Annotated in this window: 19 protein-coding genes; 6 read left to right on the top strand and 13 right to left on the bottom strand. The window is 51.7% G+C overall.

Annotated elements, in window-relative coordinates; all coding sequences use genetic code 11:
• Nucleotide 1 precedes the first annotated feature (1 nt).
• A complete protein-coding gene (locus M6D89_RS05150; protein ID WP_253966952.1) occupies nt 2–1,831 on the bottom strand; it encodes an ABC transporter ATP-binding protein in 1,830 nt (609 codons plus the stop codon).
• 98 nt (nt 1,832–1,929) lie between these two features.
• Here M6D89_RS05150 and M6D89_RS05145 point away from each other — a divergent pair, with 98 nt between their 5' ends.
• On the top strand, nt 1,930–2,319 hold the full coding sequence (locus M6D89_RS05145; protein WP_253966951.1) for a hypothetical protein: 390 nt from the start codon (nt 1,930–1,932) through the stop codon (nt 2,317–2,319).
• A 32-nt stretch (nt 2,320–2,351) separates the two neighbouring features.
• Nucleotides 2,352–2,909: a hypothetical protein gene (locus M6D89_RS05140; RefSeq protein ID WP_253966950.1), complete on the top strand. Its 558-nt coding sequence runs from the start codon at nt 2,352–2,354 to the stop codon at nt 2,907–2,909.
• Nucleotides 2,910–2,957: 48 nt separating this feature from the next.
• Here M6D89_RS05140 and M6D89_RS05135 read toward each other — a convergent pair whose 3' ends face one another.
• Together M6D89_RS05135 and M6D89_RS05130 are read right to left on the bottom strand one after the other, a co-directional pair.
• Nucleotides 2,958–3,809: a pirin family protein gene (locus M6D89_RS05135; protein WP_253966949.1), complete on the bottom strand. Its 852-nt coding sequence runs from the start codon at nt 3,807–3,809 to the stop codon at nt 2,958–2,960.
• A gap of 29 nt (nt 3,810–3,838) precedes the next feature.
• Nucleotides 3,839–4,444 (bottom strand): FMN-dependent NADH-azoreductase, encoded by a 606-nt coding sequence (locus tag M6D89_RS05130; RefSeq protein WP_253966948.1) that lies wholly within the window; start codon nt 4,442–4,444, stop codon nt 3,839–3,841.
• 114 nt (nt 4,445–4,558) lie between these two features.
• Between M6D89_RS05130 and M6D89_RS05125 the strand changes: the two genes are divergently transcribed.
• On the top strand, nt 4,559–5,446 hold the full coding sequence (locus tag M6D89_RS05125) for a LysR family transcriptional regulator (protein ID WP_253966947.1): 888 nt from the start codon (nt 4,559–4,561) through the stop codon (nt 5,444–5,446).
• Between the two features lie 62 nt (nt 5,447–5,508).
• Here the strand turns inward: M6D89_RS05125 and M6D89_RS05120 are convergent, their stop codons facing one another.
• The 3 genes from M6D89_RS05120 to M6D89_RS05110 are packed head-to-tail and all read right to left on the bottom strand — an operon-like array spanning nt 5,509 to nt 7,485.
• On the bottom strand, nt 5,509–5,865 hold the full coding sequence (locus tag M6D89_RS05120) for a SirB2 family protein (protein WP_253967703.1): 357 nt from the start codon (nt 5,863–5,865) through the stop codon (nt 5,509–5,511).
• Between the two features lie 5 nt (nt 5,866–5,870).
• On the bottom strand, nt 5,871–6,308 hold the full coding sequence (locus M6D89_RS05115) for an RrF2 family transcriptional regulator (RefSeq protein ID WP_253966946.1): 438 nt from the start codon (nt 6,306–6,308) through the stop codon (nt 5,871–5,873).
• Between the two features lie 13 nt (nt 6,309–6,321).
• Nucleotides 6,322–7,485: an NnrS family protein gene (locus M6D89_RS05110; RefSeq protein WP_253966945.1), complete on the bottom strand. Its 1,164-nt coding sequence runs from the start codon at nt 7,483–7,485 to the stop codon at nt 6,322–6,324.
• A 99-nt stretch (nt 7,486–7,584) separates the two neighbouring features.
• Here M6D89_RS05110 and M6D89_RS05105 point away from each other — a divergent pair, with 99 nt between their 5' ends.
• The 3 genes from M6D89_RS05105 to M6D89_RS05095 all read left to right on the top strand — a co-directional run bounded on the left by M6D89_RS05105 (nt 7,585) and on the right by M6D89_RS05095 (nt 12,325).
• The gene (locus M6D89_RS05105) at nt 7,585–7,806 is read left to right on the top strand and encodes a hypothetical protein (protein ID WP_253966944.1); all 222 of its coding nucleotides are present in this window, start codon (nt 7,585–7,587) and stop codon (nt 7,804–7,806) included.
• A gap of 148 nt (nt 7,807–7,954) precedes the next feature.
• Nucleotides 7,955–9,166 carry an efflux RND transporter periplasmic adaptor subunit gene (locus M6D89_RS05100; protein ID WP_253966943.1) on the top strand — a complete coding sequence of 404 codons (1,212 nt, stop codon included), beginning with the start codon at nt 7,955–7,957 and terminating at the stop codon, nt 9,164–9,166.
• Nucleotides 9,167–9,169: 3 nt separating this feature from the next.
• Nucleotides 9,170–12,325 (top strand): efflux RND transporter permease subunit, encoded by a 3,156-nt coding sequence (locus M6D89_RS05095; RefSeq protein ID WP_253966942.1) that lies wholly within the window; start codon nt 9,170–9,172, stop codon nt 12,323–12,325.
• Between the two features lie 34 nt (nt 12,326–12,359).
• Here the strand turns inward: M6D89_RS05095 and M6D89_RS05090 are convergent, their stop codons facing one another.
• The 7 genes from M6D89_RS05090 to M6D89_RS05060 all read right to left on the bottom strand — a co-directional run bounded on the left by M6D89_RS05090 (nt 12,360) and on the right by M6D89_RS05060 (nt 20,187).
• On the bottom strand, nt 12,360–13,214 hold the full coding sequence (locus M6D89_RS05090) for a hypothetical protein (protein ID WP_253966941.1): 855 nt from the start codon (nt 13,212–13,214) through the stop codon (nt 12,360–12,362).
• A complete protein-coding gene (locus M6D89_RS05085) occupies nt 13,207–15,588 on the bottom strand; it encodes a fimbria/pilus outer membrane usher protein (RefSeq protein ID WP_253966940.1) in 2,382 nt (793 codons plus the stop codon). Before M6D89_RS05085 ends, M6D89_RS05090 begins: the two co-directional genes overlap by 8 nt.
• A 48-nt stretch (nt 15,589–15,636) precedes the next feature.
• Nucleotides 15,637–16,374: a fimbria/pilus periplasmic chaperone gene (locus M6D89_RS05080; RefSeq protein ID WP_253966939.1), complete on the bottom strand. Its 738-nt coding sequence runs from the start codon at nt 16,372–16,374 to the stop codon at nt 15,637–15,639.
• Nucleotides 16,375–16,463: 89 nt separating this feature from the next.
• Complete coding sequence (locus tag M6D89_RS05075; protein WP_253966938.1) at nt 16,464–16,973, bottom strand: hypothetical protein; 510 nt, start codon at nt 16,971–16,973, stop codon at nt 16,464–16,466.
• A gap of 357 nt (nt 16,974–17,330) precedes the next feature.
• Nucleotides 17,331–18,455 (bottom strand): helix-turn-helix transcriptional regulator, encoded by a 1,125-nt coding sequence (locus tag M6D89_RS05070; RefSeq protein WP_253966937.1) that lies wholly within the window; start codon nt 18,453–18,455, stop codon nt 17,331–17,333.
• A 51-nt stretch (nt 18,456–18,506) separates the two neighbouring features.
• A complete protein-coding gene (locus tag M6D89_RS05065) occupies nt 18,507–18,995 on the bottom strand; it encodes a VapA/VapB family virulence-associated protein (protein WP_253966936.1) in 489 nt (162 codons plus the stop codon).
• Nucleotides 18,996–19,356: 361 nt separating this feature from the next.
• Nucleotides 19,357–20,187, bottom strand: a complete 831-nt coding sequence (locus tag M6D89_RS05060; RefSeq protein WP_253966935.1) for a CvfB family protein — start codon at nt 20,185–20,187, stop codon at nt 19,357–19,359.
• Nucleotides 20,188–20,206: the final 19 nt, after the last annotated feature.

Genomic DNA, 20,206 nt, shown 5'->3' with positions numbered 1-20,206 from the left:
CTTAGTCTTCCCCCAAAAAGCCCCCGGATTGGTGTGCCCAAAGCTGCGCGTAAAGTCCGTTTTGCGCCAATAGCTCGGCGTGGGTTCCCTGTTCGGCAATTTTTCCTTTATCCAGAACAATCAAACGGTCCAGAGCGGCAATAGTGGATAGACGGTGTGCAATCGCGATCACGGTCTTGTCGCCCATTAAAGTGGTCAGGTTATTCTGGATGATCGACTCTACTTCAGAGTCCAGTGCCGAGGTGGCCTCATCCAGAATTAGAATAGGCGCGTCTTTAAGCAGCACCCGGGCGATCGCGATTCGCTGGCGCTGCCCACCGGAGAGCTTTACCCCGCGCTCGCCCACATGGGCGTCGTATCCCTTGCGTCCCTGGGAGTCCTCAAGCGCAAGAATAAAGTCGTGTGCCTGGGCTTTTTGCGCCGCGCGGATCATTTCTTCTTCGCTGGCGTCGGGCCGGCCATAGAGTAAATTGTCGCGAATCGAGCGATGCAGTAGGGAGGTGTCTTGGGTCACCATGCCAATGTGCTGGCGCAGGCTCTTTTGACTGACTTGATTAATCGCTTGGCCATCAATGCTGAGCTCCCCGCTCTGCAAATCGTAAAAACGCAGCAGCAAATTTACCAGGGTTGACTTACCCGCACCGGAGCGGCCGACCAAACCGATTTTTTCCCCCGGTTTAATAGACAAGTTAAAACTGTCCATTACCTGGGTCTGGTTGTCGTAATGAAAACTGACATTGGTAAAATCGATCTGGCCTGAGGTTACGGTTAGTTCTTGGGCGTTTTCGCGGTCGGTCACCTGCAAAGGTTTAGACAGAGTGTTGGCGCCGTCCTGTACCGTGCCGATATTTTCGAACAGCGCCGAAATTTCCCACATAATCCACTGCGACATACCGTTAATACGCAGCACCAGGGCGAGCGCTGTGGCAATGGCACCGGTGCTAATAGCCGCCTGGCTCCACAGCATTATGCCCAGTGCACCCAGCGAGAAGATCAGCAGCGAGTTAAGCGTCCAGACGCAGGTGCTAAGCACCGTGACCATTCGCATTTGCGGATGCACAGTTTGTAAAAACTTGTCCATTCCTCGGCGTGCGTAGCTGGACTCGCGCCCGGCGTGAGAGAAAAGTTTGACCGTATGGATGTTGGTGTAGGTATCGACAATGCGCCCGGTCATCTCCGCGCGGGCATCGGCCTGGCGGCTAGAGATGCGTTTTAGGCGTGGCAGAAAGTAAGCTAATAGACCGATATACCCGATCACCCAGGCAATCATGGGCAGGGCCAGGCGCCAGTCCAGAGCGGCCATTAAAAAAATCATGCTGCCGAAATAAACCCCGATATAAACCGCTACATCTAAGAGCTTCATCACGGTTTCGCGCACCGCCAGCGAGGTTTGCATTAAACGTGTGGCCAGGCGCCCGGAAAATTCATCCTGAAAAAAGTGCACACTTTGCTGAATTAAATAGCGGTGTGCCTTCCAGCGAATTGCCATGGGGAAGTTGCCCAGCATGGTTTGGTGGATAAGGCTAGCGTGAAAGAAAATAACCAGCGGCAGCCCAATCAGTAGGGTTAATCCCACCAGGGTGAGCTGGGTGCCGTAATCGCGCCATAAGTCTGCCGGGTTGGTGTGGTTTAACCAGTCCACTAAATTGCCCAGAGTGCCAAACAGGAAAACTTCAATGATGGCAATGCAGGCCGACAAGGCGGCCATTAACAGCAAGTAACGCTTGGCGCCTCGGGTGTAATGCCAACAAAAGGCGAATAAGCCGCGCGGCGGTTGCTGCACAGGTTCTTCGGGAAAGGGTTTGAGCAATCGTTCGAAAAATGAAAACATGAGGCTTTAACTTACCGTAAAGGGCGGATATGCTGTGGCCTGATTGTAACAGGCTGCGGGTAAACTTGTGTTATTGCCCGATAATATGAGGGCTGAGCGTGAGAAAATGGTTGTTGGTCTATGGTGCGGGTAGTTTAGGTGCACTGATTGCTGCGTTGGCGTTGTGGCTGGCGGGGCGATACGGCTTGACCGACGCGCTGAATGTTCGCATAGCACCGGCATTATCGGCTGCCTGGCTCTACCCGCGTTTAGTATGGGGGGGGCTATGGGGGTTTTTGCTGTTGTTGCCGGTTTTCGGTAGCCGCTGGTTTTTTAAGGCCTGGGTGTTGGGGTTGATCCCTGCCTTGGTGCAATTATTCGTCATTTATCCTTACACCACAGGGTATGGGGTTGCCGGGCTTTCGCTGGGCCTGTTGACGCCTTTGGTGATTTATCTTTACTACGTCGTGTGGGCAATGGTGGCCGCTGTCACATTGCGCTTGGCGTGAACACAGGCTTAGGCCGTAAATGGAGTAAAACTATGATCGACGTTAAATCAAAGTCTTTTTTTAGCCGCTGTGTGTTACTGCTGGCGTTAACCTTTGGCGTGTCTTTGGCGCAGGCCGAGGAAACAATCGACAGCGATACCATCGACAGCTGGCTGGAAACCACCCAGGCGTTTATCCCCATGCAAGATGTTTTTCAGGCCATAGGGGAAAACTCGGCGCTGGCGCAAAAGTATTCTGAAGAAGAGTTTATGGCCATGAGCTTGGAAAAACAGGACGACGTGCTAGATGAGGTTCTCAAAGAGCAAGGCGTATACGATAAAATTTATAAGGTGTTAGAGGACAACGATTGGGATAGCGCCGGGGAGTACGTGCGAGTCAGCTCACGGGTCGGCCAGGCGATTGCCTACCAGATGCGGGAAATGCTGATGGCTAAAATGCCCGAAGAGCAGCAACAAATGATGCGGGAAATGGCAGGGGAGGTAGATGCCAAGCCCGAAGACGTGGAAGTGGTTAGTGACAACTGGGATAAAATTTCCGCTTTTATGGCCAAGAATATGGAAGAGGGTAATTTACCCCCTGCGGCTCAGTAATGGATCCGCTCTCGTAACAATAATGGGGCCCATCAGGGCCCCATTTTTTTATCCTGCTAGTTGGCCACTGCGATAATCGTTAATGGCCTGTTCGATTTCCTCACTGGTGTTCATCACAAACGGTCCATATTGCGCAATCGGCTCGCCAATGGCTTTGCCACCGATAACCAGCACGCGTGCTGGTTGAGCTTTGCTTTTCAGTGTCAGAGTATCGCCTGAGGTTAAAATTCCAGCTTGGCTGGTGTCCAGTGGGCGTTGATCGTCCCCCAGGGCAATTTCTCCCTCGTACGAGTAAACGAACAGCTGATGATGCTCGGGCACTGACAATGTTGTGCTGGTGTTAGCGGGGAGAGAGACATCCCAATAAATAGGCTGAGTCGATACGCCGCTAATGGCCCCGTCGGTGGTTTCTCCGTTGTGTGTTAAAGGGCCAACAATCACCTTGATGCTGACATCATTATCGAGCGCCACTGTCGGTATCTGAGCTGCGGGGATGTCCCGGTAATTTGCCGGTTTCATTTTCTCCGCCGCCGGCAGATTAAGCCAAAGTTGAAAGCCGCGCATACGGCCTTCAAGTTGCTGGGGCATTTCCGAGTGAATAATGCCCCGACCGGCCGTCATCCACTGCACATCGCCGGCGCGCAAGTCGCCTTTGTTGCCCATATGGTCCTCGTGCAGCATATGGCCGTCGAGCATGTAAGTGACGGTCTCGAAACCGCGATGCGGATGGGAGGGGAAGCCCGCCAAATAATCCGCGGCGTCGTCCGAGTTGAACTCGTCCAGCATTAAAATCGGGTCCAGGCGTGCGACCTGAGACTGCCCCAGGCTGCGCTTAATTTTCACCCCGGCGCCGTCGCTGGTGGCAACGGCGGGTATCACTTGTCTTAGTTGTCGGCTCATTTGAATGTGCCTCCTGTTTGACCGCTGTTCTATGCGGCTACCGAGTCTTTGATGGTTGCAACAGCCTGATTAAGAGCACTGTCTTTGCCTTCTTCACCCATGGCTAAGCCTTCGGCGTAAATAAACTGGGTATTTTTCAGTCCCAAAAAGGCCAAAAATGTTTGCATATAACCGGTTTGCGAGTCGGCCTGAGTCCCCTGGTAGATACCGCCGCGCGCAGCCAAAATATAGACTGGAATATTGGGCAGCAGCCCCTCTGGACCTTCGGCGGTGTAGCGGAAGGTGACTCCCGAGCGGGCGATGTGGTCAAAATAGGCTTTAAGAGTGGACGGAATCCCAAAGTTGTACATGGGTAAGCCCAGAGCGATAACGTCCGCCGATTTGATTTCGGCAATCAGCTCATCCGAGTAGTCGACGATTTTCTGCTCTTGCGCGCTGCGCTTGTCAGCAGGCGTTAAAAAAGCGTTAAAGCGCTCGCCGTCCAGGTGAGGCACCGGGTTTGCGGCCAAATCCCGCACCACAACCTGCCCGTCTGGGTGTTGCGCTTTCCAGCGTTGGACAAATTGATTGCTCAGGTAGCTTGATTGTCCGTCGTCACCGTTCAAACTGCTTTTAATCTGTAACAGAGTTTTCATTAGTTTCTCCCATTGCTGAATTCGATGGTGTTATTAAAACCCTTGAGAAATAGATGATAAATACAAGTTTTTACGGTAGATTGATCGAATATTTCGAACTCTGGGTGGACAACAATGAGCAAAGACGTCAAAGTCACATTGGATCAGTGGCGAGCTTTGATTGCGGTTATAGAGCAGGGGGGCTACGCCCGGGCGGCGGAAACTCTGTGTAAGAGCCAATCGACCGTCTCTTACGCTATTAGTCAGCTTGAGCAGGCCCTGAATGTGGCGGTCTTTAAAATCGAGGGGCGTCGCGCCAACCCCACCGCTGCCGGTGAGAGCTTGTACCGCCGCGCCAAGCATCTACTGGATGAGGCCGAGGCCTTGGAAAGTGCCGCCGCCCGAATGAGCCAAAAAATAGAGCCGGTGGTCAGCTTGGCGGCGGATTTATTGATTCCCGGCACCCAGGTACTCGATTGTCTGGCGGAGTTTGCCGAAGGGTTTCCCGCTACCCGTGTGGATGTGCTGGAGTCGGTGTTAAGCGGCACTGAAGATGCACTGGTGCAGAAACAGGTGGACTTGGCGATTACCGGGCGTATGCCCGCCGGGTTTATGGGCGATCACTTAACGGATATTTCGCTGATTGGCGTAGCCGCGCCCGAACACCCTCTGCACCACTTGGGGCGGTCGATTACTCAAGAGGATTTGCGCCATCACCGCCAATTGGTGGTGCGCGATTCGGGTATTCACCGCCGCTATACCGCAGGCTGGCAAGAGGCGGATCAACGCTGGACGCTGGCCCACATTACCACCTCGCTAACGGCCGTGCGGCGCGGGTTGGGTTATGCCTGGCTGCCCTCGGGCTACATTGACGAGCATTTGCAAAGCGGCGCGCTCAAGCGCCTGCCTATGGTCCAGGGAGTCGAGCGCAAGGTGGCGGTGTATTTGGTTTACGCCGAACCCGATTTGGCGGGCCCCGCGACCCGCGCTCTGGGCGCCGCCTTTAAGCAGTATTTCGCCTAAAGTGCCAGCTTCCCGGAATGTTGAAAAGCTATTTAGAGCTGCATTGACAGTGGCGACAGACCTTAAAACGCTTTACTGACTGCCAAATGGCCAATGGCCAATATGCAGGCAATGGCCAGGGCGGCGGCCACACGGCTTGGGGTTTTCCGGGTCGATTTAAGGGCGATAACACCGAGCAGAATATAACTAACCACCAGTGCCAGTTTGACCGTTAACCAATTGACGGGCCACAAGGGATAGCCCACTACCACAACCAAGCCGACCCCGGTAGCCAGCAACAAGGTATCAATAACATGAGGGGCGATTTTGCAAAACTTGCCTCTCACGAAATTTGCGCCGGCTTCGCGGCCTATAAAGCGAATAAGAAAAAAGCCTACCGATAAGGCGACGAATAACAGGTGGGAGTGTTTTAGGGCCATATAGCTCATAGGTTCAGCAGTCTCACAAGTTGGGTGTGTTGTTTATTATTGCCGATTAAATCGGCCAGCGTGTATTGGTCAAAAACGGATAAAAACGCCTGAAGGGCTTCGTCAATAATACCTTTCAAACGGCACGCCTGGGTTAAACGACAGTGGTCACTGGCCGGGTCGAAGCACTCTACCATGGAAAAATCGGCTTCGGTATGGCGTATTAACTCGCCCAAGTTAATCTGCGCGCTGTCTCGCCCCAGTTTTAAGCCGCCGCTTTTGCCCCGGGTGGCACTGACATAGCCTTGCTGATTAAGCTGTTGCACTACCTTCATTAAGTGATTTTTAGAAATCTGGTATCGATCGGCAATGTCGGCAATGGTGCAGCGCTCGTCTGTTACCGCCAAGTACATTAAGACGCGTAAGGCGTAATCGGTGTAGCGGGTCAGTCTCACGTTAGTCCTCAAATTAACCGGCGCGGCCATCGGCGCGCGGCGCGCAAAGCACGGGCACGTAGAGTATCACGAACAAACCATAAGCCAGTATCCAAAAGACTGCGGATGACATAATCCCCGGCGTAAAAGCCAGAACTCCGACAGCGGTTAGTAGCCGAGTAAAGGCCGCGAGCGTGATAAACCCATAAATGAACAAGCCGCCTTTAACCAGCGCTAGCGGACGCCCGGTGTGGCCCATGGCTACTCGTGTCATCACCGCGAGAATCATCGTGCCCAGCCCGCCCACCGCTAGGGTGTGCTGCCACACAGTAGGGGGCAGCAAAAACCAGCGAGACAAAGCCTGTAACCATAAACTGACGACTAGCCATCCGTAACCTAAATGCAAAATCCATAGCAAGGGTTGGGCGCGCATTCGCCAGCCACGCCAAAAAAGCAAGCGCGCGCTGTGTAGCAATGCGGCGATGAGAGCGAGCAGGCCGGAAAGCGGCCCGGATGCCAGAGGTAGGGACACTGCCCAAATTAACAGGGTGATCAGCGCTGTTTTATCCAGTAGCGCGTATTGGGTGACCAGATTGGGGTTGGCACCGCGTTGTTGCAGCCAGTTGCGACTAAACAGGGGGATAATGCGGCCACCAATCATAGCGATTAATAACGCAAGGAGCCCCAATCCCCATTGTTGCCCCGCAGTTAATACACGGATTTGTCCACTAATAAACCCCCAGTGCATAAACGTGTTGGCTAAAGTCAGTAGTGCAATGATGCCGGCAACGGGAAGGTTGCGAGTGCTTCTCTGCACGAAGAGTAAGTAAGTGACGTAGCTTAAAAGCGCCAACCAAAACCCAAGATCCAATAGTGCCCGCCCGGGCGCAGGAATATAGGCCGATCCCCAAAACCCCACCCGGCCCAGCACCCATAAAGTGAACAGAGCGAGCAATGGCGCGCCTGACAGAGCTTTGGTCTGGGTCCAATTGGCAACGGCGGTGAGCAAAAAGCCCGCAATCGCGGCACCGCCAAAGCCGAACAGCATTTCGTGGCTGTGCCATTTAAATGGATCCATGCCATCTGCCAGAGGCCAGCCGGTAAATAAAAAACCAGTCCAGCCAATCAGCATTATCACCGCATAGGCGGAGCATGCGGTAAAAAATAGTCGAAACGGCGCGGCCAGTAGAATTTTCATTTTGATTTTCCCAAAAGATGTATCTATTATACATTATATAAAAGATGCATGATTAATGCATCTTAGTTTGATGGGCAAGTCGGCACCGAGGTGGAGTCAATGAATGGGCAAACGCTTTTAAATGCAGCGCACATCATCATGGCGGTATGCGCACTGTTAAGCACTGCGGCACTTTACTCGGCGTATGTTATCGCCGAGTCTCTCTCTTTAGGCGGTGTATTAATATCGCATATTGCGCTGATTATTTTTCCCGCCATTTTCAAGCTGGGGTATATCTTGCGGTTGGTGGCCCTCAAACACTTGGGCCGCCCCGTGGATTAGAGTCGTTAAACATCGTATATATCTGATCTTTAGGGCAAGTTTCTATAATTGCTGATCTCTCAGCATTGTTTGTTTGAGCGTTGTGCATCTGAATTCGGTAGTATGGCGTCACAATAACAACCGTAGATTCGCTTTGCAGGAGCGCACAATGAAGAAGTTTATTCTACCGCTGGGAATATGCCTGGTGGGTATTATCACTGTTGCCGTGTTGGTCGTCGCAAAACCCAAGCCCGTGCCTCAACCCCCGCCAGGCGATCCGGCATTGGTGCAAGTTGACGTGGCGCCTTTGCAACCCCAGCCCACAGCCTTGGCGGTGACCGTGTCGGGGACGGTGACACCCAAACGCGAAATCACCGTAATTGCGCAGGTCTCGGGTGAGGTAACCGCAGTGGGCTCGGGGTTTGTAGATGGGGGCTTTTTTGCCTCCGGTGAAGAGCTAATGCGCATTGACGATGCGGATTATCAGGCGGCTCTGTTACAGGCTCAGGCCCGGGTGGCCGAAGCTCAGCAGGCGGTGGCCGAAGAACAGGGTTTAGGACGGCAGGCCCAGCGCGAGTGGCGCGACTTAGGTGATAAAAGCGCCAATGATTTGTTTATGCGCAAACCCCAGCTGGCGGCAGCCAAAGCCCGTCTCGCATCGGCTCAAGCAGACCTAAAAGTCGCCCAGCTGAACCTTGAGCGCACTCACATTCAGGTGCCCTATGCCGGCAGGGTCAAAGAGACTTTGGTTGATGTGGGGCAATATGTGAGCGCCGGTACTGCGCTTGCGAGCGTGTACGATTCCGCCATCGTCGAGGTACGTTTGCCGCTTACCGAACAGCAAGCGGCGCTGATTGATTTACCCTTTGCTACGCCCCACACCGAAGCGAGTAAACCTGCGGTAACCATCACCGGTACCGTGGCCGGACAGACCCATCAGTGGGCCGGTCATCTAGTGCGCACCCAGGCGTTTGTCGATGCCGATACCCGTATGTATAACGCGGTAGTCGAGGTGGCTGAACCTTTCGCGCAACCCGTTCCGCTGCTGCCGGGTCTTTTCGTTGAAGCGCGCATCGATGGGCGCTCGCTAGAGGGCGTTAGTGTGCTACCGCGCCGGGCTTTGTATAAGCGCGATAAGTTGCTCACCCTTGATGACGACAATGCCATTGTCGAATCTTCTGTTTCTGTATTGCATAAAAACGCCGAACAGATTTGGGTGCGCAGCGACCTGGCAGCCGATACTTTAGTCAGCCTGGAAAAGCAGAGTTTGACCCCGATAGGTGTGGCGGTTGACCCCCATCCCGTTAACGCGGTCCAGCCACCACCTGTTACAGACAGCGATGTCAAGGTGGATGTGGCCGCGAACTCGGTGGGAGAATAAATCATGCATGGTTTAATCAAATGGTTCGTGGACAATCCCATCGCCGCCAATTTGTTGATGCTGGCCATGTTGCTGGGCGGTTTTTTTAGCTATTCATCGGTTGAAAAAGAAGCCTTTCCCCGTTACGAGGGGAACATGATTAACATCAGCATGCCTTACCCCGGCGCGGCTCCTGCCGAAGTAGAGCAGCAAATAGTGGTTCGCATTGAAGAGGCTATCGCCGATCTTCCGGGCATTTACCAAATTACCTCGCAATCGCGCGAGGGTGTGGGCCAAGTGAATGTGCAGGTTATTGAAGGCCACGACCTGCGCGAACTGCTCAACGATATTAAAGGCCGAATCGACGCCATTAATACTTTTCCGCCCTCGGCCGAAAGGCCGGTGGTAAGCCAGTTAATTTTCCGCGAAACTTTAATGTGGGTCGCCTTGTATGGGGATGTCGACAGACGTCAGTTAAAAGATTGGGCTTACCAAATTCGCGATGAAATGTCGCTGCTTGAAGGGGTGTCTGAGGTTCAAATTAACGGCGTGAAAAGCGATGAGGTGAGTATTGGTGTCTCCGAGCAGACTCTGCGTCGCTATAACCTGAGTTTTAACGAGCTTGCCGAAGCGGTTCGCGGGCGTTCGGTGAATGTGCCCGCCGGGGTCATTCGCACCAAAGACGGTGACCTGCAAATTCAAACTCGCGCCCAGGCATACGACTACCAGGATTTTGCCAATATAGTAGTGCGCAGTGGGCGCGATGGCGGGCAGTTGTTACTGGGTGATATCGCCGAAATCAACGATGGCTTTAGCGAGGAAAACATTGAGTTCTTTATGAACGGTAAGCCGGGCGTTAATCTCGAAGTTAAAATGAGTGACGACCCCTTGCTTTTTGAAGGTACCGAGAACGCCCGCGCTTATGTTGAGGAGTTTAATCAACTGCTGCCACCGGGTGTTGAGCTTAAAATTAATTTTGAAGCCAAGGACTTATTCGACAGCCGCTTTAACCTTTTAACCGACAACGCCATTAGCGGATTGCTGTTGGTGTTTATGATTTTAATGCTCTTCCTGCGGCCTTTGTTGGCCCTTTGGGTAGTTGTGGGTATTGCCACCACCTTTGCGGGGTCTATTTGGCTGCTGCCCTATTTGGGTGTGTCCATTAACATGCTTTCCATGTTCGCCTTTTTGATGGTGCTGGGGATTGTGGTGGACGACGCGATTATTGTAGGCGAAAGTGTTTACCGGCATCAGCAACGCGGTGAGCGTGGCAAAATCGCTGCTCTTGGCGGAACCCGAACGGTTATGGTGCCTGTGTTTTTGGCCGTGTTGAGTACCATTATTTTCTTTATGCCCATGATCGATGTGCCCTCGGACATTGTGGTGTTTACTCGCTCGATCTTTTGGGTGGTGTTTTTATGCCTGAGCTTTTCGCTGTTGGAATCACTACTGGTATTGCCTTCACACCTTTCGCATATGCACCCGGAAAAGCCCAGCCGAGTTAAAGCGTTTCAGTTACTGAGTCGGGTTCGACATAAATTTTCCGACGGTATGGAGCGTTTTGCGCAATCGCGTTATCAGCCCACTTTGGGTGCTATGCTCGAGCGTCGCGGCAGTACTTTTTTGGGGTTTTTCTTTGCGTTTGCCATTACCTTAGCGGTGGTAATATCCGGCTGGGTCAGCGTGAGCTTTTTCCCTCAGGTGCCCAACCCGATGGTGCAGATACGCATCAGCTTTTCTGAAGGCGCGCCTTTTTCTCAGACCCAAAAGGTCGCCGATTACGTGCGTGAGCAAGTGGATAAAGCCGCCGCCGACGAACAGCTGTTGGAGCGCAATAATGGCCAGCCCTTTATTCGCGAGGTAAACCGCACCCTGAATGGCACCCAGGCAACCGTATTTATTGGCCTGACCCCGGAGGAGGAGCGAGCCATTGGCGCCCAGGATGTCGCCGATACCTTGCGCGAACTTATCGGCCCATTGCCCGAAGCCAAGGATTACTCCCTGAGCGCCACCATGGCCGGTGGCGGGCCGGATATCACCCTCAATATGAGCATGCTGGAGAACAGGCGCGATAAACAGCAGCAGGCGATTGCGGAGGTCAGTGAGGCGCTAGCGGCCTATCCCGGTGTTTTTAATGTGCGCAATAACTTGGACACCGAACGCACCGAAGTCGAGGTTGAGCTAAAGCCCTATGCCGAGGCGCTGGGAATTACCTTAAGCGATGTGGCCTCCCAGGTGCGTCAGGGGTTTTACGGTGTCGAAATTCAGCGTATTCCACGCGCCAAAGAAGACGTGCGGGTGATGCTGCGTTACGAAGCGGACGAGCGGCGCACGCTGGATACTTTGGATCATATTCGTATTCGAACCCCCGACGGGCGCGAACTACCCATTGCGGCGGTCGCGGATATCCAGTTAGTGCCGGGTACCAGTACCATTCGCCGGGTTGATCGAAAACGCAATATCACGTTGACCGCTGAAGTGGAGGAGGGGGTAGATGCGGGGCGCATCACCTCAGAACTGTTGGCTGCCAACCTGCCCAAGTGGCAGAAAACCTACTTGGGCTTTGATTTGTCTTTGGATGGAGCACTGCGCTCGCAAGCGCAATTTGGCGATAATTTTGGGATGAACTTTCTCAAAATATTTGTGGTAGTCATGGCACTGTTTGCTATCGCCTTCCGCTCGCTGTTTCAGCCCTTGCTTGTAATGCTCGCCGTACCCTTTGGTTTTGTAGGCGCCGTTATCGGACATTTAATCATGGGCGTCGACTTTAGTCTGTTCTCTGGATTTGGCTTTCTGGCTTGCTCCGGCGTGGTGGTCAACGACAACCTGGTGTTGTTAGAGCGTATCAACACCTTGCGCCAGCGTGGCGAAACCTGTTTTAACGCGGTTATGCAGGCCGGGGTGGACCGGTTCCGCCCCATCGTGCTCACTTCAATAACCACCTTTATCGGTTTGTTGCCCATCCTGTTCGAGCGCAGCTTGCAGGCCCAATTTCTTCAGCCTATGGTTATTTCTCTGTCATTCGGTGTATTGTTTTCGTCGGTAGTAACCCTGTTCTTGGTGCCCTGTGCCTATTTTGCTGGCGACCGGCTTAAGGGGCGAATGCGGAAATGGCGTCTCCACCGCTCTTCGATTGAAAGAAAGTCTTTATCATCGGTAAATGTTGAAGATTATAATTAAGTTCTTGAGGGGCTTCTCTTTGTGTTTTCATGGATTACAGCGCAGATACGTCAATGGTGATAGTATCCGCATAATCACCGCTGGGTATCCCGTTGGTGGAGCCAATTGTAATATCCACGGGCATAGAAATCCCTCTAAATGTTGGCGCGGTCTCTAAGTGGATGGTTGTTTTCGAACTTAAATCCAGTTCTTGGCCTTCTAAGCTGAACGTGTAGGCAACGCCATATTTTGATTGGGTCTGGTGTACCATGCGTCCGTTGTTTTCAGATTCTAACGTCATGGTGACTTTATCGTTTGCCCGCAGCTGAAAAAATACGCGTCGATTCATACCCGATACTAACTTGCCGAAGTCCAGATGATAGAGGTTGGGCCCGTCAAAGTAGGCGGTGTCTGCACCGGCGATATTAAATTGTGCACGGGAAGGGGCGTTAATGTGTACCGGCAAATAGAGTTGTTCCCAACAGTCGATACCGGTATTTGCGCTGGTGGCGCTAAGCTCAAAGGTGATTTCGGTAACCCCGGCGGGCGGAACGCTCGCGTGAGATACTAAAGCGTTCAGGTCAATTTTCTTGCTCTCGCCCGGCGCTAGCTGGAGTTCAAAACGTTGGTCATCGATTGGCCGCAGTTGCGCGTCGCTTGTGTTTGCTTCAAAGAGGATTTGGTACTCATCTAAGGTGGGGGCTTCGATGGCTCTTAAATCCAGAATAAATTTGTCTTCCTGAGCTGTATTGCGCAGCTCGAAGGTGGTTTTTCCTAGCGCGCCCACGGCCGAGAATGGTTCATAGCTTACATTGATCGGCGAGGGCTCAAGGTTAAAGTCCAAATCGCAGGCCTGGACCGCCCAGGGAAGCCAAAATATTGCCATTGTGATGCTCTTTGATTTATTCATTCAGTAACACCTCTCCGAAATCTGTCAAAATGTCTTCATCATCGGGCACGTTTATTGTGCCGCGAACTTTGCCATCAATTTCTATAGCGTAACGGCCTGAACCTAAGCCCTGAGCAAAAAACTGGCCATTGACGGAGCTGAAAAACTCTACTTTGGGTGACTCAAATTCTTGCGGTATGAGGTATCCCAGTAGCAAAGCTGCGGGTTCCTTATCTGGGGTGAGTAGAATGCCGATGACGGATCTATGGGCGGCGGAGCCTATGCTAAATTGATACCCGCTGAAATAGCCGGGCATGATGGTGCGTAAGGTGTCGGTTAACGCATAGCCTACCGGAAGATCTTCAATCACCACTTCTTGATCTGATGGCGTATAGCCAATGGGGGCGGGAACCAACGCGGGGCCCAAGCCGTCTTCACGGAACATAATTTCTCCCGCTTGTACAAATTGGGAATCACTGTTCTTAAGTGAGCGGTGAACATTCACTACGGTGAAGCCCGAAGGGCTGGATTGTCCCCAGCCAAACTGATCACCGGCAAAACCCACGGTAGTGGAGGCCTGCAGTGAGGTACGGTTGACAGAATGATCGGTGGACCCAGAGGGATTCACAGAGGAGTGATTGGCTCGCGTATAGAGCCTTTGTCCGTACCATGCAGCTTCCAAGTCGGTATCGCTTTGCAGGGTTTCGGACCCCACTCGGGCTCGCGCTGACCAGTCCGATATTTGTTGGCGTCGGTAGCGGCTCAATTCAAGCTCTGTGCGATCGTTACGTGAGTCGTATCGACTTGCGGTGCGAGCGTTGTAGCCTAAGGGCATGGTGAGACTTAGGCGAAACGAGGTCTCGCCACTTCCATCAGCACGCTTAACATGGTTGGTATAAATATTAAAGCTGAGCTCACCGATTCGTCGGGTAATACCAATATTGGCGCTCCACTGGGTGGATTCCTGGTTGTATCTTTGCTGAGCCGCAGCACCGAATGACAAGGAGGTGGTTTCGCCCAGTTTCCAGCTACCATTAAATGCACTTTCCCAGCGGCGCCTGGATAGGGGAGAGCTTCTGAGTGGGTCGAAGGTATAACGGTCAAAGTGCTCGGCGCGCAGATTCAGACGCAGATCATCGGGCTGGCGAAGCGATAGGATCAAATGGCCGTTGACGGCGGCTGAAAGCCCATTCCGTCTCGTTTCTCGGTGTTGCCCCCAGGCCAGATCTATCGAAATAAACCCATTCTCATTGGCTAAGACAGTCGTTCCCCCTAATTGATGCCCGGTATTGCTTGCCTGCATATTGACACCCACTGTGGCGGCTCCAATACCACGCAGCCAGTACGCGGTGCTGGCGAGATCATTTTCAAGGCCGTTGGAGAGCATCGGTTCTCCAATCCACACGCCAAAGTCCGTTATGCCACTGCCCAAAATAGCCGGTGAGTAGAGCACAGATTTGTCGATAATTTCTTCATTGCCCGCGGGATCTAGCACACGGAACTGAACATTGTTGAATCCATCTACCAGTGGAAATTCGTCGAGGTTGTATGGGCCTGGAGGAAGATTAAGAGTTTGTATTAGATCGCCATTAACATAAATTTCTACGGTGGAAGGTTGTTCGAGCAAAAGGCTTTGGCGACCTGTAGGGCGTACATTCTGAAAAGGCCGGATCGCCTGATACTGCCTGAAAATACCGACGCCTTTTATTTCGGTAGAGCCTTGTAGACCACTTCCTAGGGTTGGGATTTCGCCCGCCTGCAATCTCAGCGCTGTAATGAAAAAGTCTTTGGTGAGTTTCCAGCCTTCAAATTCCGTGCTTTCGGGGGCGCTGGAGTTGTAGTTTACGCTGCCGTCGAAGGTTACGCCGCTGAAGCCGCCGAGGGTGACGAAGGCGTCGGCGCGGGCGGTATCGACTTGATGAGTTCTCTGGTTGCCGTACAGCCATGTGCTTTGCCCGGAAAGCCTAACCCCCCCGACAAGCTTGGCAGGTTGATTCGCAGACCACGGGTTTGGCGTTTTCAAACCCGACAACCTAAGTGTATTGCTGCCCCGTAAGGTGACCGGTAAAGTGACTTGGGCACCGAGGCTTGCGGGGTCATACGCAACGTGTACGCCGTTGATGGAAAGCTCGCTAAACGACCTGAATTTCTCCTTTTCGGCTAAAGCAGAGTAGGCGTTGTAAAGCTTAGACGATATCAGCGGTTCTAAAAGTTGTAGCAAACGGTGTGAATCCAACTGACCACGGCCGGATGCGGTCACTTTTAGATCAATGTCCCCCAAATATCGTTCATCAAGGCTAAGAGGGCCGGTCAATAGGAATACTGGCTCAGACGTGCCAGCACTTGTCTGAGGATCGGCTTGTGTTTTAAGGCTAAACAAGGTTAACAAAAGCATGCACAGACAGACCGGGTAGTGATTTCCGTATCGACTGTGCAAAACATATCACCGATTTTCTAAAAATTTTGTAGGGTTGAAGCTAAGAGAGTAGAGTTCAGAGAATTGAGAGGGAGTGTTTTCGGTGACACTCACCCACCGGTTTGAACCCGGCAATAAGTACCCGCTGTCCCCGGTTTCTAAATTATTCACAGGGATAATCAACTCCCCTTTATCTGTTTGTGCGATCCATTCGCCCCAGTTAAAGCGTCCCGCTGCATCGCCACGGTTGGCTATGTTAATTCGCCATAGACCGGTGCTGGTGTCCTGAGTGATTTCTTCTACGGAAAATTTGGGCGTTCCGCCGTGGGGCTGAACCAGTACGGCAACATGAAAATCCAGCGCTACTTTTATTTGTGCTTTGCCTTTGGCCGCTAATACCGGAACTTGATTAACGTGTACAGTATAGAGTGAAGAGATAATGTCGGTGTCGCCGGTGTATCGTATTTGAATGCTTTGTTTTTGTCCCGCCTCAAGAATGACCTGCGGCGGAAATACTTGAATATCGTTGTTTGCGGGGGTTTTAATCACGCGACCATCGCTATCAATGGTTATTTTTTCTGGGTTCAGAGATAAGGTAATGGGTTTCGTTTCGGTGTTAGTAATCGTAAGCCTTTGAACTGCGCCACTTCCTAAAGGTTGAAGCTCGGTGCGCAGTGGAGAAACGCTGTAGCTTTCGCTCTCGCTTGCGGCAAAAGCGAAAAGTAAACAGATAAAAAGATGTACACTTCCAAGTCGCTGAATCATAGGTAAGCTCGCGTTCAAAGTTTTATCAAATGGCTTGTGTGCAAGGCAACCCCTAAACGCCTTAAGTTAGGCGTTTAGGGATAGTGATCTTACAAACCCTCAATCGAAAATACGATTTCGTCAGACATCGCTACACCACCAGGTAAAGCGTTGTTAAAGTTGGGGTCGATTTTAAATGCAATATTGTAAGTGGAGCCGCCCGATGCTGCATAATCAGCATCGAAACCCACCACGCTGTCAGAAGCATCAAGTGACAGGTAACCGCCACTGAACAGTACTGTGGTAGGCGCGGTGCCGTTGGGTGAGAATTCCATTTTGTAGGGGGCTGCGTACTGGCCGCCGCCATCTTTCATTTCGCCGTCGTTCAGCGAGTCTACTTCTACCTCGAAACCATCCGGATCGTTACAGGCAATAGTAAAAGTGCCGAGATTCTGGATGCCGGTAACCAGGTTAACGGTGCCAGCGCCTTGGCTGTCGAGGTTCAGTGTGCACTGATAATCAATGCTGCCAGACAGCATTAACTTGTCGGTTTCGGCTGAAGCGTTAGTGGTGATTACGGCAGCCAGAGGAAGTACAGCAGTCATAAGTAGCTTTTTCATGGGTAGATCCTTTTACGTTAGACATGAATAGTTAATGGTTCAGAGAACCTGGTTTGGGAGATAAATGCCCGAAAGTTTTATTCAGGCCGCGGCGCTCCCCCCAAGCGCCTGCGTTCGAGGTGCAACAGTCCTCTATCTGCGTGGTTGAGCCTTGAGCAGATTACCGGCTGGTGCTGGCTGATGGGGAAGATGGGCCTGAACTCGGGCCTAAATCTGAATAACCGATCGTCCGATCTATGTGTCCCCAAAAGCGGAAATACGAATTTGGTGTTAGTATTCGGTATCTATCGCTTTTAGGCATTACCCAAATGGGTTAGAGGTGGGATTATTTTTATCTTAATGTTAAGAAAAAGTAGACTAGGAGGTTTCTGCAGTAATATTTACCGCTAACTGAACCTGATTTTTATAACCGGTTTTCTTGAATATATGTTTAAGGTGGGTTCTGGCGGTATTGGGTGTTATGCCAAGACTTTGGGCGATGGATACGGCGTCACCAGTATCGCACAGCGCAAAGCAGACTTTGGCCTCGGACTCGCTCAGCCCGTAGCGGTTAATTAGATAAGAAATGGGCTTTTCTCCGCGGGAAGGATTAGGCTTTAACGTAAGCAGCCAGTGTCTGCGCGGAATTCCCGCCCTTGGTGTGGTGGATATTCGGCTGGCCTCTATCTCCCAGAGTTTTTTACCATCAATGGGGTTGAACTTTGCGCTATCGGTTAGCCCCGTCTGAGTCAGTAGTTTCCACCAATGGTTGAATTTTGCTTTTTCGTTAGAGTCCGAGCCGAAATTCAGTTTGTTGCTTTTGATGCTTACCGTTGAATAGTTTCGCAGCAAATTTTCTGCGGTCGGATTGCAGAACAAAACATTCAATTGTTCATCGACAGCCACCATGGCTTGGGGGACTTGGTTAATCGCCTGTTCAAAGAACCTTTTACTGCAATGGGCGTTTCCCAGTAATTCCAGTGTGTAAATGGCTCGAGCAAAGTGACGTTTAAACAATTTTACGCGGGCCAGTTCGCTCTCGCCGTATTCACCGGCGAGAGAATCTCTCGAACTGATAAAAACCTGCCAAGACTGTTCACTGCCCCAGGCTACCCAGGCCATCGTGCGGCGAACTCCCAAGGGGGCGAGTACCGCTTGAAAATAGGCGGTTTGTTTAAAGCTCGGGTAGGGTAGAGTATCGTCTGAAATGACTAGCTCGCCTTTCCCTATGTTGTCGTAGCCCGCCTCTATTAACGGGTGTTGGAGCGGGCCCGCCTCTGTCATGTACAGTTCAAGCAGTCCTTGAATCAAAGGCTCGTGATCAGGGTTGCGGGCAACGGGTTCAATTTTTTTCACAATATGCTTGTGGGGATCATAGTGAACAATAGCGCCAGCCAATTCATTTTGTTGAACCAAAAATGTGTGCGCGGCATCCTTTAATGAGCCCTCGCGGGTCGTCACGGCGTAAACTTGATCAATCAGCTGTAGATCGCTCGGTTCCATAATGCGAGTCCGTTGTTCGCGAGTGTTCTTAAGGTGAGTTTTATCCAGCCCTCAAGAGGCACTGCGATAGCGTTTGTGGCAGGGGTGCCATTCTCCTTCACCCATTCCCACGGCACTGACGCTTGAGGGTGTTCGGGCGTAAAAGTAGCCGAGTAACATCGTATTAAAATCAAAAAAGCATATATACAAAAGGGTTTCAGCCGCCGCGTAACCAAACTTAAACGTTCTGCAGTACAGGTCATCGATACTGCAGCCGTCGGCGATCACCAGATGCCCCTTGAGTGGCTTAACGAAAGGGGCCTGATTCGTGTCTCCGGTAAACACCTGATCGCGCCCCAGAGTGCAGGTCACTTTGCAGTTCTCGCCAGAGCGGGTGCTAGAACACTGAGCGTTATCGTAGGTTGCAGCGCCTATTCGATGTTCGGTACTGTTTTGCACTGTGTTAATCAAGCGGCTTAAGGCGACCTCTTCCAAAATTTCGCTAAAAAGGAGCTTGAAATCCACCGCAAGCGCATGTGGATTTTGTTGTATGGTTGACATAGTTCCCCCCGTGAAGATCAGTCGTCGGCAATGGGCGATGACTAAGCGCTATAGCAAAGCAGATTTACAGGGTTTCTACGATTACAGCTAATTACACCTGAACCGAGAAACCTAAGAGGCCACACATATCACCGTTACGCAATGTTTTTTTGCTCGCGAGGGTAGCATTAAGCCGGGAAATGGTACTGTCACCAGATGTCAGAGGTGTTGCACTGCGCTGAGGTATTTACAGCTCTTAGGAGTAAGTTAGATCGTTTTCGACTTTTGTAATGGTGTTTTTATGCAAAAGAAAATTCTAAGCAGTTAAAACGATTACGCAACACATTTTTTAGAACTAATTTTTACTTTAAGGCGGGAAGCTTTAGATTAAGCGAATCTCCTGGTGATCAATAACGATCAGACGCTGTTTATAAAGTGCGCCCAAGGCTTTTTTATAGGCGCCTTTGCTGACGTTAAATTCGCGATAGATATCATCCGGCTGGGCGCGATCATTCAGATCGCTGCGGCCGCCATTGGCTTTCAGGTGATCGAGAATCTTTTGTTGTAGGCGATCACGCCCTTTGTCACCGGATGGTTGGAGGCTGAGGTCGATCTTACCGTCGCGACGGATGTTCTTAATGTAACCTTGGATACGTTCGCCGTAGCTAAGCTGGCGAAACGCATCGTCGCGGAAAATCAGCCCCAGATAGTGGTGATCAATCACCGCTTTATAACCCATATCGCTTTTACCGCAGATAAGCAATTCAACGGCTTGATTGATTTTTAGGGCTTTGCCGTTTTCCTCAAGGTGGCGGTTGAGTTTTGAAGACGCGGCTATCCGCTGACTGTAGGGATCGAGAAACAAAGTGACTACGTACGACCGGCCCATCTCAAAGCGCTTGTGTTGTTCGTTAAAAGGAACCAGTAGATGTTTGGGAAGCCCCCAATCCAGAAAAGCGCCGGCATCGTTTATATCCGCCACGGGTAGGTAGGCACTTTCACCCACACAAGCGCGCGGTTTCAGGGTGGTCGCCACAGGGATATCGTTGCTGTCTAAGTGGATAAAGACATCAATCTCATCGCCCAAGCTCATACTGTCGTCGAGGTAACGTTTGGGGAGTAGTACATTGCCAAGCTCTTGGGCATCCAGGTAGGCGCCAAAATCGACGAGTTTAACAATGGGTAGACGAGCGTGTTGTCCTATTTGGGCCATGGGAGGGAATCCGGCAAAA

This window comes from Gilvimarinus xylanilyticus (assembly GCF_024195295.1).
GTDB lineage: Bacteria > Pseudomonadota > Gammaproteobacteria > Pseudomonadales > Cellvibrionaceae > Gilvimarinus > Gilvimarinus xylanilyticus.
This window is presented reverse-complemented; position numbering and strand designations above follow the sequence as displayed.